Origin of the sequence: Idiomarina baltica OS145 (assembly GCF_000152885.1) — a bacterium.
Taxonomy (GTDB): domain Bacteria; phylum Pseudomonadota; class Gammaproteobacteria; order Enterobacterales; family Alteromonadaceae; genus Idiomarina; species Idiomarina baltica.
The window spans coordinates 222,418-238,723 of record NZ_CH672403.1 but is presented as its reverse complement, the minus strand read 5'-3'; the positions used below and the strand labels follow the sequence as shown (position 1 = coordinate 238,723).

Annotated in this window: 12 protein-coding genes and 1 pseudogene; 7 read left to right on the top strand and 6 right to left on the bottom strand. The window is 47.0% G+C overall.

The genetic code is table 11. From position 1 onward, the window contains the following. Nucleotides 1–8 precede the first annotated feature (8 nt). Nucleotides 9–386: pseudogene (locus tag OS145_RS02525) on the top strand (amidohydrolase family protein); the annotation flags it as partial. Between the two features lie 9 nt (nt 387–395). Here the strand turns inward: OS145_RS02525 and OS145_RS02520 are convergent. The 4 genes from OS145_RS02520 to OS145_RS02505 form a co-directional block, all read right to left on the bottom strand. Beyond that, the gene (locus OS145_RS02520; RefSeq protein ID WP_242603640.1) at nt 396–1,268 is read right to left on the bottom strand and encodes a MaoC family dehydratase; all 873 of its coding nucleotides are present in this window, start codon (nt 1,266–1,268) and stop codon (nt 396–398) included. Nucleotides 1,269–1,281: 13 nt separating this feature from the next. Further along, a complete protein-coding gene (locus tag OS145_RS02515) occupies nt 1,282–4,350 on the bottom strand; it encodes an AAA family ATPase (RefSeq protein ID WP_006954456.1) in 3,069 nt (1,022 codons plus the stop codon). Continuing rightward, nucleotides 4,347–5,495, bottom strand: a complete 1,149-nt coding sequence (locus tag OS145_RS02510; RefSeq protein WP_006954454.1) for an exonuclease SbcCD subunit D — start codon at nt 5,493–5,495, stop codon at nt 4,347–4,349. The genes OS145_RS02515 and OS145_RS02510 overlap by 4 nt, the downstream gene beginning before the upstream one ends. A gap of 77 nt (nt 5,496–5,572) precedes the next feature. Continuing rightward, a complete protein-coding gene (locus OS145_RS02505; protein WP_006954452.1) occupies nt 5,573–7,612 on the bottom strand; it encodes a BCCT family transporter in 2,040 nt (679 codons plus the stop codon). Between the two features lie 122 nt (nt 7,613–7,734). Here OS145_RS02505 and OS145_RS02500 point away from each other — a divergent pair, with 122 nt between their 5' ends. Beyond that, nucleotides 7,735–8,325 carry a TetR/AcrR family transcriptional regulator gene (locus tag OS145_RS02500; protein ID WP_006954450.1) on the top strand — a complete coding sequence of 197 codons (591 nt, stop codon included), beginning with the start codon at nt 7,735–7,737 and terminating at the stop codon, nt 8,323–8,325. Here OS145_RS02500 and OS145_RS02495 read toward each other — a convergent pair. Next, nucleotides 8,311–9,504 carry a cyanate transporter gene (locus OS145_RS02495; RefSeq protein WP_006954447.1) on the bottom strand — a complete coding sequence of 398 codons (1,194 nt, stop codon included), beginning with the start codon at nt 9,502–9,504 and terminating at the stop codon, nt 8,311–8,313. The genes OS145_RS02500 and OS145_RS02495 overlap by 15 nt on opposite strands. Before the next feature lie 130 nt (nt 9,505–9,634). Here OS145_RS02495 and gmk point away from each other — a divergent pair, with 130 nt between their 5' ends. From gmk to OS145_RS02475, 4 genes are all read left to right on the top strand, one after another. Next, nucleotides 9,635–10,261, top strand: a complete 627-nt coding sequence (gmk, locus tag OS145_RS02490; RefSeq protein ID WP_006954445.1) for a guanylate kinase — start codon at nt 9,635–9,637, stop codon at nt 10,259–10,261. 68 nt (nt 10,262–10,329) lie between these two features. Then, nucleotides 10,330–10,602, top strand: a complete 273-nt coding sequence (rpoZ, locus tag OS145_RS02485; RefSeq protein WP_006954443.1) for a DNA-directed RNA polymerase subunit omega — start codon at nt 10,330–10,332, stop codon at nt 10,600–10,602. Nucleotides 10,603–10,772: 170 nt separating this feature from the next. Further along, entirely contained in the window at nt 10,773–12,878 is a 2,106-nt protein-coding gene (gene spoT, locus OS145_RS02480) for a bifunctional GTP diphosphokinase/guanosine-3',5'-bis pyrophosphate 3'-pyrophosphohydrolase (protein WP_006954442.1), read from the top strand. Nucleotide 12,879: 1 nt separating this feature from the next. After that, entirely contained in the window at nt 12,880–13,272 is a 393-nt protein-coding gene (locus OS145_RS02475) for a deaminase RidA (protein ID WP_006954441.1), read from the top strand. A gap of 17 nt (nt 13,273–13,289) precedes the next feature. Here the strand turns inward: OS145_RS02475 and OS145_RS02470 are convergent, their stop codons facing one another. Beyond that, nucleotides 13,290–14,639, bottom strand: coding sequence for a Na+/H+ antiporter NhaC family protein (locus OS145_RS02470; protein WP_006954440.1), 1,350 nt, complete (start codon nt 14,637–14,639; stop codon nt 13,290–13,292). Between the two features lie 130 nt (nt 14,640–14,769). On the opposite strand from OS145_RS02470, the gene OS145_RS02465 reads away from it, so the two are divergent. Beyond that, a complete protein-coding gene (locus tag OS145_RS02465) occupies nt 14,770–16,299 on the top strand; it encodes a bifunctional GNAT family N-acetyltransferase/carbon-nitrogen hydrolase family protein (RefSeq protein ID WP_006954439.1) in 1,530 nt (509 codons plus the stop codon). The last annotated feature ends 7 nt before the right edge of the window (nt 16,300–16,306 follow it).

Below are 16,306 nucleotides of genomic sequence, written 5' to 3'. Positions count from 1 at the left end.
GTTGCTGAAAAGCTAAGATCGACGGCTACTTCCCGGCTGTGGTTAAACCCAAAGCACTTGCAATTGGACCTAAAATTCAAGATACCTTTGCCAAAGCTTATAAAGCCGGTGTGAAAATTGGTTTTGGCACTGACAGCGGTGTATCAGCGCACGGCGATAATGCTAAAGAATTTGAGTACATGGTTGAGGCGGGAATGCCTGCGAATCAAGCCATTCAAGCGGCGACAATTGCCGCCTCAGATATTCTAAGAGACCCGCGTTTAGGTCGTATTAAAAGCGGTTCATACGCGGATATCATTGCCGTGGATGGTAATCCGCTTGAAGACATTACGGAGCTACAGCGAGTGACCTTTGTTATGAAGGATGGTGAAATTCACAAACAATAGAACGGCTGATTACGAAGGGAAACGGATCTTCCCTTCGAGTTGTACTTGCGTATTATCGTTGTTTCGGACTTCGTAACCTTCCGATGATTCAGTGTTGCGCCATAAACGTATACGCGCAGGTAGAATGACAGGGCGTTTAAATGTCACATCAATATAATTAGCGCTTTTCCCTTCGATGCGTTCAAGGTCGGCTTGTGCTCTTGCCATCATATACATCCCGTGAATGATGGGCTTATTAAAACCAAACCAACGCGATGTAAATGGGTGTAGATGGATGGGGTTAAAGTCACCTGAAACACGAGCATAGCGTCGGCCGAGGCCCGAGCCTAATTGCCAGTGATGTAAATAGGTCCAATCTGGCTTTTCGATCTTCGTCTCAGGCTTCTTAGCGCGAGGAGCTTCTTTGCCTTGTGCTTTCATGACCTGGTACGTACTCTCGCACCGCACAACTTCTTGACCATCTTGAAAGAAGCTGACTTCAAATTTAGGACGTAACCGACGCGGAGATACTTGCGGACCACGAGCCGGAACGTTGACGGATGCTTTGATATAAAAAGGTTGATCGGTCTTTATGTTGCCTAACTGCTCTAATCGATTGTTTAAATGCACCAAACCCGGGGCTGGCCAAGGAAACCGTTTATCGAGCATCTGGGCTAAATGGGTTCTTTGCGCTAAGCAATAGAAAAGCGATAGCGGTATATCACTGACAAAGCCACCAAACATAGTTTTATAGGCGCTTATTCGCTTGGTAGAGAGGGCTTCTAAACTATACTCATGCTCGATTTTATCCGCTTCTGCTTCGCTATTGTCGTTACGTAGCAAGGTGAGTAACGAACGTGCGAGCATGCCGGGCATTGCTGGGAGCGTTGTTGGTGAATGCATGACACCATCCATATTAGTTATTTACCCTCGTCGTGATGTGGCTACCATATTGACCTTTATGAACATCGATGCGCATATCAATACGTTCTTTTAATTCTCGCACATGGGAGATGATTCCGACACTCCGACCACTGGCTCTTAGATTGGCGAGCACATCGATAGCGGCATCTAATGCTTGCTCATCAAGACTGCCGAAGCCCTCATCAACAAACAACATATCGAGTTTAATTCCCCCCGAATACTGCTGAACCACTTCGGAGAGTCCGAGCGCCAATGCGAGTGCGGCTTGGAAGCTCTCGCCACCGGAAAGTGTCTTAGTGGAGCGTTGGATGCCCGTGTAAGCGTCCGTCACCGCGAGGTTCAAACCGCTTGCGGAGCGAGCGTCATTGACTTCGTTTTCGCGCACTAATAGATACCGATGGTGCGTCATTTGAGCTAAATGCTGCGATGCAACAATTAGTATATCATCTAGTAGAACACTTAATATAAATCGGTGCAAACTTAAACGTTGGTCGTTTTGTCCATTTGTCAGGTTTGCAAGTGTACCAATATTGGCATACTTAGCTTCTAGCTCTTTGTTCTGTGTTGCCAACTGACGTAACCGCTGCGCTGCCTTTTCGTTGTTAAATAATGCGCTTTGTTGCTGGTTAAATTGAGTCTGTTCCGACTCGAAATCTTTACGTAACTTTTCGAGTCGTAAGGTTAATTGCTCGGTATCAGCGGGTTGAATGTCATCGACATAGCGTTGTAGCTCTGCGATCATTGAACGTAGCTCGACCATACGTTGATTATGCTCCGCCACCGCTGAATTAAGTTGCTCAAGTTCCGGTTCACTGACGTGCGCCGACTGAAATTCGTTGTATGTGGCAAAGGGGCTACTGGCGAGCTGTGCTTGCCATGCTTTTTCAGCCGCTTCGAGCGCTTGCGCGAGTCGTTTGTTTTCTTCTACTTCGGCCTTTAATTGAGTGTGTGTCGCATGGTATTGCTCAGACTGCTGTTGCATTGCATGCTGTGCTTGCTCGAATTGCTTTTCAAGCTGACGCAGCTGCTGCTTAATTTGATCTATCCGTGGTTTAACTTCCGCAACATTGATATCACTTTGTTGCCAACGTTGATTTAAGTGTTCCAGGTCAGCATTTACGCGAGCATGCTGAGCTTTAACTTCAGTGTACTTAGCGCGACACTGTTCAAGTTGGTGTTCCAATTCACTGCGCTGTTGTTCCGCCTGATCGAGTTTGCTTTGAAGGGTTTGGCGGCGAGTTAATAGTTCTGCGCGTGTTCTTCGTTCTTCATTTAATTGGACTTCTTGTTGCTCAATCAATGCTTCCGATAAATCGGTGAATTCAGATAACTGCTGATTTAACTGACGTTCATGTTCATTTGCTTTCGTGAGTGCTGTTTGTTCATCATAAAACGCCTGCTCGGCAGCTCTATAGGTTGCTCGTGCGTGCTCAAGCTCATGCTGCGAAACTAATGCTGTTGTGTCTGATTGAGCGGGGGCCGGATGCTGTTTGCTGCCACAGACAGGACAAGGTTGTTGCGGCTTAAGCTGACTGGCAAGCAAGGGAGCTTGGCTTGCCAGCCAGCGTTGCTCGAGCTCGTTGGCGCGGTTATAAGCCTTTTGTTTGTCGTCCAGCCTTTTCTCTAACGCGTGCTGCAATTTAGCTTGGTCATTTTTAACTGTCGTCGCTTGCTCAGTGAGCTGTTGCTTTTTTAGCAGTTGCTTGCGTTGCTCAGACAATGCCTGCACACGAACTTCTAACTCAGGTAACTCATCAATTTTTGATTGCACCTGCAGTTGCTCTGATCGTAGCCGCTTAATATCTAACTGAACGGCATCATACGAAGCTCTTAGTTGTTTCCCCTCTTTTTCTTGCAACGCAAGCTTAGATTGATGTTGCTCGACTTGCTTTGTCAAACCTTCTAATTGTTCAACGGTTGGTAATAGCTCTTCTAATCGCTGGAGAGTCGTTCTAAGCGAATGATTCTGTTCAAGTTTCGTCTTAGCCTCTTGGAGACTCGTCTGAGCAACCTTTAGCGTCTTAGCTTGCTGTTGTTGTCTAGTTTCGAGCTGTAGTTGCTTTTCTTGACTGGTCTTGACGTGCTTCTCGTTTTGCTGCCATTCGTTATATGTCGGCAACAAGCGAATGGCAGCTTGAGCGGCTTTGATTTGCTGCTGTTTATAATCGATATCCGCTTGTTTGGCTTTTAATGCATCCTGTTGGTGTTTAGCGTGTTGTAAATCTTTGTATTTGGCGTTGCGCGTGTGTTGTTGCTTAAGTTGGTAATCGGTGTCGTTGATCTGTTGTTGAAGCTGGTTTAGAACAGTTTGCTTAGCTTCTAACTGCGGCTTTAGATCAGCGATGTGTTGCTCAAGCTGTGTTAGATCTTCACACTCGGAGCCGTCGAGGATATGCGCCTTTTGCTGTTCGAGTTGCTCAAAGCTCTTTTTGAGTTCGCTTGCTTGCTGCTTAAATAATTCTTCGTAGCGCTTGAATCGTTGAGTTTGGAACAGTTGCGACAGAATCGTTTCGCGCTCATTCGCATCGGCATTAAGTAGTTCGCGAAACTTGCCTTGTGGTAATACAACGACCTGACGGAACTGTTCAGCTCGCAAACCTAGCAACGTTTCAATGTGTTTATTCACTTCGGTAACTTTGCGCGTCTCGAGCGGCTGCCAATCCATCGCGTTCGGCAACTGATCGTTTGACCACTCCCCTTGCAACTGATACAGCGATGCCGTGGTACGTCGCTCCACTTTGCTGTTCCCACGCTGGCCGAGTATATGCTGTGTAGGCTGACGCATCACGCGATAGGTCTTTTCACCTACGGCAAAGATAAACTCAACTTCAGTGGCACAGTCGTCCGCTGCGTGGTCGCACCGCATTTGTTTGCCGATACGATCTTGCCCTGTAGTTTCTCCGTAAAGTGCAAAGCTGATGGCGTCGAGCAATGTTGTCTTCCCGGCACCGGTGGCTCCGTTGATTAAAAAGAGTGGGTGTTCACCCAGTAATGTAAAGTTTATCGACTGCTGCGTAGGGAAGGGACCAAATGCCTGCATTTTAAGAACGAGTGGTTTCAAGATTCTGACTCCTCTTGTTCAATCTGTTGGATCACCTGATTAATGCTGGCTTTTTGGTCCGCATTTAGGGGGGTACCATAGACTTCAGTAAAAAAGTCATGGATGAGTTCGCTATCCGCCTTTTTTAGTTGCTCCTGGCCACTTGTGTCTGATGCTTTACGGATGTGCTCAAGTTGCTCTTTGCGCAGTTGCATTAAGTTCGGATAATGGGCGCGTAGCTTTGCCATCGGATATAAGATTGCTTGCTTATCGGTCAATATTGCCTGGATAAAGTCGTTGCGCTGAGGATCGTGTTCCGCTTGAGCAATTAGCTCTGCTAGTGTGCCTTTGAGCACTCGCATATCCCGACTCGGCTTCAGAGAAATCTGTTGAATGTTTTGTACACCTTTCTCGTTAACATCGAGCAACGTAATGGACTTGCTTTGGTTGACCTCCGAAAAACTATATTTCATTAGCGATCCACTGTAACGAATATGTTCCATGCCTTTATGCTGAGGTTGGTGCAAATGACCCAACGCGGCATAATCAAAGTCTTTAAACAATTGCCAATCAACGCGATCGGCACCGCCTATCGATAGAGGACGCTCCGATTCTGATTCTGAGGCGCCATCTAAATAACAGTGACTTACAATCATATTCAGATGAGCGGGGTTTCGTTCTGCATTGATTCGGTCAACGATCATTTGGTGAGCCGTATTAAATTCTTTACAATCAGTATCTAGCCAGTTATTCACTTGTAGAGGGTCGTGAAAGGGGACGCACCAAATATCGATCGTGGTTGCCGAATCATTCAGTACGATGGGCTCCAAAGCTTGCGGTAATTCGGTGACTAAATGGAGGTTGGATTGTTTTAGTAAGGAGGTTGCGAATCCTAATCGCTCTGCGCCATCGTGATTTCCTGATATCGCAATAATCGTTTTCTGACGCGAGACTGCGACTTCTTCAATAAAGTCGTTAAATGCGCTAATCGCCGCTGAAGGAGGCACAGAACGGTCATAAATATCGCCTGCAATGATGACGGCGTCGACCGCTTGCTGGTCAATAATCTCCACTATTTGTTGGAGTAATTCAATTTGCTGCTCTAGTAACGACTGCTGGTGAAACAGGCGACCTAGATGCCAGTCTGAGGTGTGCAAAATCTTCATGATGATTAACTGAACGCCAAACAAAAAAGTCAGTATATCAGATAAAAAAAGCCCCCATCGCTGAGGGCTTAAATTGTCTACTTATTGGTTTCGATGTCTTGTAAATCCTCATCGTGTTTTTCCATCTCCCATGGCAACACGCCTGGGCTGTGATGTCTGAAGTGCAAGTAATTTTCAAACTGGTTAATGACATCATTAATAATATCTGTCATTTCGTAACCATAGAGGTCGTATGACTGACCGCCCTGGCGCAAGAATAATTCGGCACGATAGTAGTGCTCATTCTTGTGACTCGGACGTAGCACGAATTGTGGCATCGAATACTCGCGTAAACGAATCTCGTAGGCGAAGTCGAGGTCGCCTTCGCGTTCGACCGTCAGCATAATACGCTCATGCTCCTCGTCTTTAGTGAATCGAGCGGGCCAATCTTGTGTTTCGAGCTCGGCTTTTACCTTTTCTAAAGCTTCGCTCGCACGACCATAAATAAACTCTTTTACTTCGCTTTGTTGTGGGAACTTGACCAAGCCACGTAGACGTTTCTTCCAATAGTCGGGTCCTTCATTAACGCCACGGCGATGAGACTGACGGTGGCTCTTCAGGCTTGAATACTGGTGACCCTCAATAACTAGCGCGCGCCACATGCCGACGGCAGCAATTAATATAATAATTGCAAACGGAAAGGCGCTTGTGATGGCCGCGGTTTGTAACGCATTTAAGCCTCCTGCGACAAGTAGCACCGCAGCAACAACGCCTTCGGTCGATGCCCAAAATACACGTTGCCATACAGGCGTTTCACCCACACCGCCAGAGGCTAATGAGTCGACAACGAGCGAGCCTGAATCAGACGAGGTAACGAAGAAAGTGATTATCAATAGCACGGTTGCGAAACTGAGCACATTAGTAAGTGGCAAGTTTTCAAATAGCTTGAACAACGCGATAGCCTGGTTGTTTTGCACCTCAGAGATTAACGAGGTATAGCCCTCGTTCATAATCATGTTAAGCGCTGTATCTCCAAATACTGCGAACCAAAAGAAAGTGAAGAAGGTTGGCACTAACATGACACCCAATACGAACTGACGAATCGTGCGCCCCCGACTGATTTTGGCAATAAATAGCCCGACAAATGGTGCCCAAGCGATGGTCCAACCAAAGATAAAGAGTGTCCAGTTGCCTATCCAGTCACTGCGAGTATAGGCCTGCAGGTTAAAGGTTCGTTCGACGATACCGCTCAGATATGCGCCTGTATTCTGTAGATAAGTTTCTAAGATGTGGATAGTCGGACCGACGGCAAAAACGAATATCAGCAAGAACATCACCAGCGCCATGTTCAATAAAGACAGTCGTTTAATTCCTTTATCCATACCGGCAACGACCGATGCAATGGCGGCAAGCGTAATCACGGCAATGGCAATCACTTGTACCGTGGTATCAACGGGGATGTCCTCCCAAAGATAATTTAACCCGGTATTAATCTGGATAACGGAGAGCCCCAGCGTGGTTGCAATACCAAATAGGGTGCTCAGGATGGCAAAGGTGTCGATCGTATGTCCTGCCGGACCGTGTATTTTGTCACCAATTAGAGGGTATAAGGTTGATCGCATGGATAGCGGTAAGCCATGCCGAAAGGAGAAGTATGCCAAAACCAAGCCGACGAGACCGTAAATAGCCCAGATATGAAAGCCCCAATGGAAATAGGCGATTTGCATCGCTTGTTTGGCGGCATCTACCGTCTCTGCGGCCCCAACGGGCGGTTCGGCGTAGTGCAATACAGGCTCGGCGACACCAAAGAACAGTAGTGCAATTCCGTAACCTGCGGAAAATAGCATGGCGAACCAAGAGGTGAAGCTGTATTCCGGCTCGCAATGATCAGGACCCAATTTGATGCGTCCCCAGCGTGACAATGCTACACCGACTATAAAAATCAAGAATAATGCGACGGCCAGCATGTAAAACCATCCGAAGTGTTCGGTGATTCCCGCAAGAGTTGCACTAAAAAGGTTGCCAGCTAGCTCCGGTGCGCTTAAAGTGCCTATTACCAATAAGGCTATAACGATGACTGCAGGGAGAAAGACGGGAACCAAAATGGCATTCCGCCAATTACCTTTGGCGTTGGACATAAATTGCTCCTGTTCTCTATAATTGTTGTTCATTTACATATAGCCTACTGTGTCTTTATGGAAAAAGCTCACAATTGGTCATTACTGTTTTAAGGTAAAGAAATCATTCTTAGGGAAGGAAAATGGCTAGAACACCGCAATTTGATAGGGATATTGCACTCAACAACGCGATGCTTTTGTTTTGGAAACAGGGCTACCACGCAACGTCAATGAAAGATATTGAATATGCATTGGATATGCGCCCTGGGTCAATCTATGCGGCCTTCGGCAATAAAGAATCACTATTTAATGAAGCACTGAGAACGTATGGTGAACAGCTTATAGAGCAGTACACCGGTTTTTTATTTGAGGGTTCCGACACCATTGAAGGCTTCCGCAAAGTCTTAATTACCATGGTGGATGAGTGTGGTCAGCAAAAGCCAAGCATGGCGTGTATGGTTGTAAAAAGCCTTCTCGAGTTACACACGCTCGATGATGCGGATGCATCAACCGCAATTAGTTATATTGATCGATTCGAGAACATCTTCAAAGAAGCATTTTTGCTTGCTAAAGAGCGCGGTCAATTGGGTCCAGATGAAGATCCAGAGCGTCTTGCGGTGCTCTATCAAGCTACACTCATTGGCGTGACCACATACGCTCACCGAGGGCTAGAAAAAACAGCATTAAATCAGCTAGTTGAAGACGCTCTCGAGCGCGTATTACCGCGTAACTGAAAAAGCTGCTTTATACCCTGAAGGTCTAAACCGCGTCGTCATTAACAAGATGACGACGCCAACTAGAATGTGAAATCCCCATCCTAACTGATAGTTACCGCTAATATCACGAAATGCGCCGGTCACTAATGGCATTATGCTGGCAAAAATAAATCCGATACCTTGCATAAACGAGACGAGTCTGCCCGACTGCACCGGATCGTCGATGTGATCGAGTGCCATGACAATACACAATGGGAATGCACCTCCTAAGCCGAAACCACAAAGTGCTGACCACAGCCAAGGCGCCTGCTCAGGTAGCCAACAGAGCCCAGCAAACCCAACCATTTGTGTGATCACCGCCAATGCCAGCCACGGACGGCGATCCATGCTACGTGATAGGGTCGGAAGAATCAGAGCACCCATCACCTGCACTAACGAAAACAGCGCGAGAAGATTACCTGCCTGTTGAGTGGTCCAACCGAATTCACCATAAAAAGGCGCTATCCAGGCTATAAACCCGGCGTAACCTGCATTAACTAGGGCAAAATAGGCACCTAATAGCCAGCTTCGAGGATATTTAAAGGCTTTAAGTAATTCATGGCGTGGCGGGATATCGGCTTTAGGCACACGGTTCGCTGGGCTCAGCCATAGTATTAGCGTTATAAGTGCCAGTAATGCCCAACTGGCGAGAGCAACTGAGTGGGAACTAAAGTGAGCGTCAAGCCATGGTGTCACTACTGCGCCAAGCGCCGCGCCGCCCATCAGTGCTGCGGACCAAAGACCGGTCATGGCTCCGAGACGATGACGAAATTGCTGTTTAGTCAGTTCGGGAATAATGATATGCAGTAAAGCAATGCCAAAACCGCCAATAACCGCGCTGACCACCAATATTGCGGCGGAGGCAGGCCATGCCCGAATGACTAAGCCGGCAATCAGTACCAATAAACCTGTGGCAATTCCCCGTTGATAGCCTAGCGCTCGGGTCATTCGACCGGCAAACAAAGCGAGCACACCAATCATCATGATAGGAATAGTGGTGAGCAGCGAGAAACTACTGTAAGGCATGCTTGTAGCTGCTTGTAGGGCTTGCGTCAATGGCCCGATTGATGTCAATAACGGGCGTAGGTTTAAGCCTAGCAGTATTAATAATAAAATCGCAAAGCCGACCGATGTTTTGCCTTGGTGTGTATTGCTCATAGCTTCCCTAGCGCACGTTAAAAGCATTAATAATACTGATTTAGTCACGAAGAGTGAATGTTAACTTTTTCCAAATCTCGTTGCTCGTGTTATTCTTCTTCGCCATATAAAGCAAGGTACTGTGTTTTCTATGGCAAATCACACTGGCAATCTATTTATCATCGCGGCTCCAAGCGGAGCGGGCAAGTCGAGCCTTATCGGTGCTCTTTTAAACAAACATAATGATGGCTCGATGCAGGTCTCTGTCTCTTGCACAACACGTGCTCCACGTCCCGGAGAGCATGATGGCATACACTATCACTTTTTATCGGCTGAAAGCTTTGAAGAGCGTATCGAGAAAGGTGAATTTTACGAGTGGGCGAAAGTGTTTGATAACTACTACGGCACTTCTAAAAAGGTTATTGAAGAAGGCTTAGCCGCCGGCATTGACATTTTTCTGGATATTGACTGGCAAGGCGCGCAACAAGTACGCGAACATCATCCTGACACCTGCTCTATTTTTATTATGCCGCCTTGTTTGGCAACTTTAGAACAGCGACTTCGGCGCCGCGGACAAGACAGTGATGAAGTCATCAGTAAGCGGATGGCAAAAGCGCAAGCAGAAATGTCGCACTATCATGAGTTTGATTATTTGTTGGTGAATGACCATTTTGATGACTCACTGGCACAGCTCGAGCATATTGTTTTAGCGCAACGCAATGCAATGGCAGTGCAGCAAGAGCGCCATAAAGCGGTGATTAACGAATTACTTGGCTAATTGCGCTTATTTCCGTATAATTATTAGCCTTTCGAAGAATTTCACTCAGGTTGGATGGAGAGTAGAGCATGGCTCGCGTAACTGTAGAAGACGCTGTTGACCGCGTAGGTAACCGTTTTGATTTGATCTTGCTTGCTGCACGCCGAGCGCGTCAGCTGTCAGTCCAAGGCAAAGATCCATTGGTTGAAACTAAAAACGAGAAGCCCACGGTTATCGCTTTACGCGAGATCGAGCAGGGTAAAATCGACGCAGATCGTTTAGATGCTGAAGAACGTGCAGCGCAGCAAGAAGCAGACGCAGAAGAGATGCGCGCCGTTGATGCGTTGCGTCGCGTTGAATAAGCTAATTATTAGCTAGAGGCTAGCCCTTTAGCACAATGAGTTCGCACTCATACTAAAAGCCAACGGTGTATTCCGTTGGCTTTTTTGTCTTTTGCTCTTATGCTGTCAGTTAGTGTCGGTATTAACCGCAGAAGAAACTTTGCCTTATCGCCCATAAATGGAGTCTTTCGGTGTATTTATTTGAAGGCCTGAAAAATCAAATAAGTGAGTATTTACCAAGCGATCAAATTGATCGTGTTGAACATGCCTTTAAAGTGGCCAAGGATGCACACAGTAGTCAGAAACGCAGCAGCGGTGAGCCTTATATAACCCACCCAGTCGCTGTGGCTAGTTTGCTTGCCGATATGCGCCTTGACCATGAAACGTTGATGGCGGCTTTACTACACGATGTGATCGAAGATACCGAGATCAAAGAAGAAGAACTCGCTGAGATGTTTGGGTCAACGGTTGCCTCGTTGGTCGAGGGTGTATCAAAGCTTGATAAATTGCAGTTTAATTCCAAAGAAGAAGCGCAAGCCGAAAACTATCGTAAAATGATCATGGCGATGACGCAGGATATTCGTGTCATTTTGATCAAGCTAGCTGACCGTACGCATAACATGCGAACAATACAGCACTTAAGACCCGATAAACGTCGCAGGATTGCCCGAGAGACACTAGAAATTTATGCGCCGCTTGCGCATCGATTGGGTATTCACGATGTTAAAAATGAACTCGAGCGACTCGGCTTTTGGGCGCTGTTTCCATGGCGCGCGAAACTTCTAGAGTCGGAGGTCAAAAAAGCGCGCGGCAATCGGCGTGAGTTTATGGAGCGTGTTCAGCATGAAATTCAGGCTCGACTTGAAGGTAACCACATCAGCGCGCGAGTGATGGGACGCGAGAAGCATTTGCATAGTATTTATCGCAAGATGCTGAACAAAGAGTTGCGCTTTAATCAGGTGATGGACATTTATGCTTTTCGTGTCATCGTTGATTCAGTGGATACGTGTTATCGCGTGTTGGGTGCGCTGCATAACTTATATAAACCGATTGAAACACGTTTTAAAGACTACATTGCGATTCCGAAATCGAACGGTTATCAGTCGCTACATACGTCCCTCAAAGGGCCCCACGGCGTTCCTGTCGAGATTCAAATTCGTACGGAAGAAATGGACTTGATGGCCGATCGCGGGGTGGCTGCACACTGGCTTTATAAAAATAATGATGACTCGGGCACCACGGCTCAGGTAAGAGCGCGTAAATGGATGCAAAGCCTGTTGGAGCTGCAACAAAGCGCGGGTAGTTCGTTCGAGTTTATTGAAAACGTGAAATCGGATTTGTTCCCCGACGAAATATACGTATTTACGCCAGATGGGCGCATCGTCGAGTTACCTCAAGGCGCTACTGCTGTCGACTTCGCTTATGCAGTACATACCGATGTGGGCAATACATGCGTCGGTGCTCGTGTTAATCATCGTACTTACTCATTGAGTAAACCATTGGAAACGGGACAAACGGTAGAAATTAAAACCGTTCCAGGTTCACGGCCTAATATCGCATGGCTCAACTTCGTTGTAACGGGCAAGGCTCGTGCGAAAATTAGACAGTTTTTGAAAGGACAGCAAGCATCCGAAGCTGAGCATTTAGGCGAGCGTCTATTGCGATCTGCTTTAGGTTCGCTGAGCTATGATGAGATTCCGAACGCTGAGTTTGAGCGGGTAATCGCGGAGCTTAAAATAGAAACACGTGGCGAGTTATTAAAACAAATTGGCCTGGGTAACCTCATGTCATTGGCAGTTGCAAAGCGCTTACTGGGTGAGCTACAGCCTTTCAAGGACGAAAGTTTGAGTCGCAAGAGTTTATCCATTAAGGGTGCCGAAGGGCTATTGGTGAGTTTTGCGAAATGCTGTCGACCCATTCCTGGTGACGACATTATTGCTCATGTGAGTCCAGGGAAAGGTCTGGTCATTCACCGTCGTGAGTGTAAAAACGTTCGCGGTCATGAGGAAGAGCCAGGCCGCTACTTTCCAGTGGAGTGGGATAATAACCCTGAAGCGGAATTTATTTCAGAGATTAGAATCGAGATTATTAACCATCAAGGTGCGCTCGCTAAACTCACGTCAGCTATTGCGACGACGGGTTGTAATATCGATGGTCTTAAAACTGAAGAAATCGATGCCAACATTTATTTTATTGATGTGGCACTGACTATTAAAAATAGAAAGCATCTTGCTGACGTGATCCGTCATATCCGTAAGATGCCCGATGTTCAGCGCGTGACGCGCTTAAGGAAGTAAAATGTCTAAAGTAATCATTGCAACAGATAAAGCGCCTGCGGCGATCGGCACTTATTCGCAAGCGGTAAAAATTGGCACTACTGTCTACCTTTCGGGTCAGATCCCGCTTGATCCCGAAACCATGGAGTTGGTCTCTGAGGACTTTCAACAGCAAGCCGAGCAGGTATTTAAGAACCTAGCAGCGGTGTGTGAAGCCGCCGGTGGCGAACTTCAGGATATGGTGAAAGTACAAATCTACTTAACTGATTTAGGTGAGTTTGCCATCGTCAATGAGGTCATGGCTCGCCACTTCAGCAAACCTTATCCAGCGCGCGCGGCTATTGGTGTGAAGCAGCTGCCCAAAGGTGCTCAGATTGAAATCGACGGTATTCTCGAATTACCAAGTACCAATTAATTTTTGATAGAAGCGGTCTAAGTGACCGCTTCTGTTTGCTCCGGTATACGATCTTCAAGTGGCTTGCGCCATACGATAATCACCAAAGCGACTGCACCTAAGATAAAGCAATAGCCGGTATGGATACTCACCGACAATGGCGAAATACCGAAACTCGCCCCCATGAGTAATGCCTGCGCGCCATAAGGCAAGACGCCTTGCACAACACAGGCAAAAATATCCAATAAGCTGGCGCTTTGGCGCGCTGCTAAATTACCTTTTTTAGCTAAGCGTGCACTGACTTCTCCCGCAAGCAGAATACTCACCGTGTTATTCGCAACACAGAGATTTGTAAGTGATGTAAGGCCAGCGACGCCAAGCGCAGAAGACCGTTGTTTGTGCTTACTTAAGCGGCTGGTGACCGCTTCAACGGCTTTGGCAAGGAAAGCCAAACCGCCCTGCTGACGGATCAAGCCCGAAAGCCCACCTATCAGCAACGACAGCAAGAAGATTTCTTGCATCGATGAAAAGCCATCGTAGATATCCTGACTAAATTTCACCCACTGGTAATCTACCGCAACCATGCCAAATGCAGCAGCCAATACGATACCGAGACCTAACACCGCAAATACATTCAAGCCCATTACTGCTAGCACAATGATGGCGAAGTAGGGAATACATAACCATAGGTTGGCTTCAGGAATGTTCAAAGGCGCGTTACTGGTGTCGTAACTGACTAACCACAGCAAGGTGATGATCGCTGCGGGAATCGAGATTTTTAAGTTTGCTTTAAACTTGTCTCGCATACTGCAGCCTTGTGTGCGTGTGGCTGCAATTGTTGTGTCTGAAATGATGGATAAGTTATCACCGAACATGGCACCACTGACCAAGACCCCTGCGAGCAAAGGCAGACTGATATCTGTTGCTTCGCCAATGCCCAACGCGACGGGAGCGAGGGCAGCCAAGGTACCCATTGAAGTCCCCATTGCGGTCGAGATCACACCAGCAATAATAAACAGGCCAGGCAGGAGAAATGACGCCGGGATAATACCTAACCCCAGAGCTACCATGGCATCAACACCACCGGTTGCTTCGGCGACCGTAGAAAATGCGCCGGCTAATAAATAGATCATGCACATGGTGACAATGTTGCTGTCACCCACGCCCGCGACAAAGGTGGCGATGCGTTCCTCGAACGCTTGTTTGCTGAGCAAAATACCTAACGCAATCGCAGGTAAAATAGCGACGGGACTTGGCAGTTGATAAAAAGCGTATTCCACACCCTCTGACTGAAAATAAATGCCTGTTCCTAAAAACAGCGCGAGGAACAAGGCGAGTGGCAACAGCGCCTTAGCGCTGGCGGGTTGCGCAGGAATTTGTGACGACATAGGTGACCTTTATGGTTAATTCATTATTATATTTAGACGTCCAGAAGTTTATATAGCTAACTGTTGTGATGCAACCTTTATTAAAAACCGTGTACACTACTCGTATAGTAATTGACGTAAAGAGGCAAGTATGAGCCCAGAAGAATTGCATCTTCAGATTCGTAATCTTCGATTAGATGATTACGAGCAGTTAAAAGAGTTAATGGATGCCATCTACACCGATATCGGTGGTGCGTGGAGCAGTTTTACCATCGAGAAGTTAATCAAAGACTTCGCCGAAGGACAGTTTTGCCTCGAAGATAATGGTCGTATTATTGGTGTCGCGTTGACCGTGAAAGTTGCCTATAACAAATTTTCGAACCCGCACACTTACGATGATTTGATTGGGCATCGCGAAGCCATTCTTAATGATAAGAAAGGCGATGCATTGTATGGCCTTGATGTGCTGATTCATCCGGATTATCGCGGTTATCGTTTAGGCCGTCGTTTATACGATGCACGCAAAGAGCTATGCCGACAGAAAAACCTGCGCGCTATTCTTGCCGGTGGACGTATCGTTAATTATCACAAGTACTCAAACGATCTGTCTCCGTCACAGTACTTAGACAAAGTTCAACGTCGTGAAATTTATGATCCGATTCTCACGTTCCAGTTAGCGAACGACTTTAGTGTGAAGCGTTTGCTCGGAAAATATTTGCCTGAGGACGAACGTTCGCGTGGTTTCGCCACGTTGTTGGAGTGGAATAATTTCCTCTACGATCCTTCGACAAACATGTTGAATACGCGGGTTCAGAATGTGCGTGTTGGTGCGGTGCAGTGGCAAATGCGGTCAGTCGAGTCTGTCGATGAGCTTCTGCAGCAAGTCGAGTACTTTGTTGATGCGCTTTCAAGCTATCAGAGTGACTTTGCTGTGCTACCTGAATTCTTTAATGCGCCGCTGATGGGGTTAACCGATCAGAGTCAACAGATGAATGCTATTCGCTTTCTCGCCGGTTTCACCGAGCGATTTAAACGCGAAATGTCGCAAATGGCGGTCAGTTACAACGTCAATATCATCACGGGCTCAATGCCATTACAAGAAGGCGAGAGTATTTACAACGTGTCTTACCTGTGTCGTCGCGATGGCTCAGTTGAAGAGCAGCGTAAACTGCATATCACTCCGCACGAGAAGCGTGACTGGGTCATTGAAGGCGGCGATGATGTGCGCGTATTTGACACCGATGCGGGGCGTGTCGGTATTTTGATTTGTTACGACGTCGAATTTCCTGAGTTGGGTCGTATTATGGCTGAAGAGGGACTTGAGATCTTGTTTGTGCCCTTTTGGACCGATACACGGAACGCGTATCTGCGAGTTCGCCACTGTGCACAGGCACGTGCCGTTGAAAACGAGTGTTACGTAGTGATTTGTGGCAGTGTTGGTAACTTACCTGAAGTCGAAAGCTTAGACGTACAATACGCGCAGTCTGCTGTATTTTCGCCGTCAGACTTTGCCTTCCCACACGATGCGGTGATGTCAGAGACGACTCCGAATACAGAAATGTTAATGTTCTCTGATTTGAATTTAGATGAACTGCGTTATCTGCATCACGAAGGTTCAGTGACTAATAAGAAAGATCGTCGTACTGATATTTACGATGTAGTAAGAAAGCATAGAAGTTAAAGGCTAT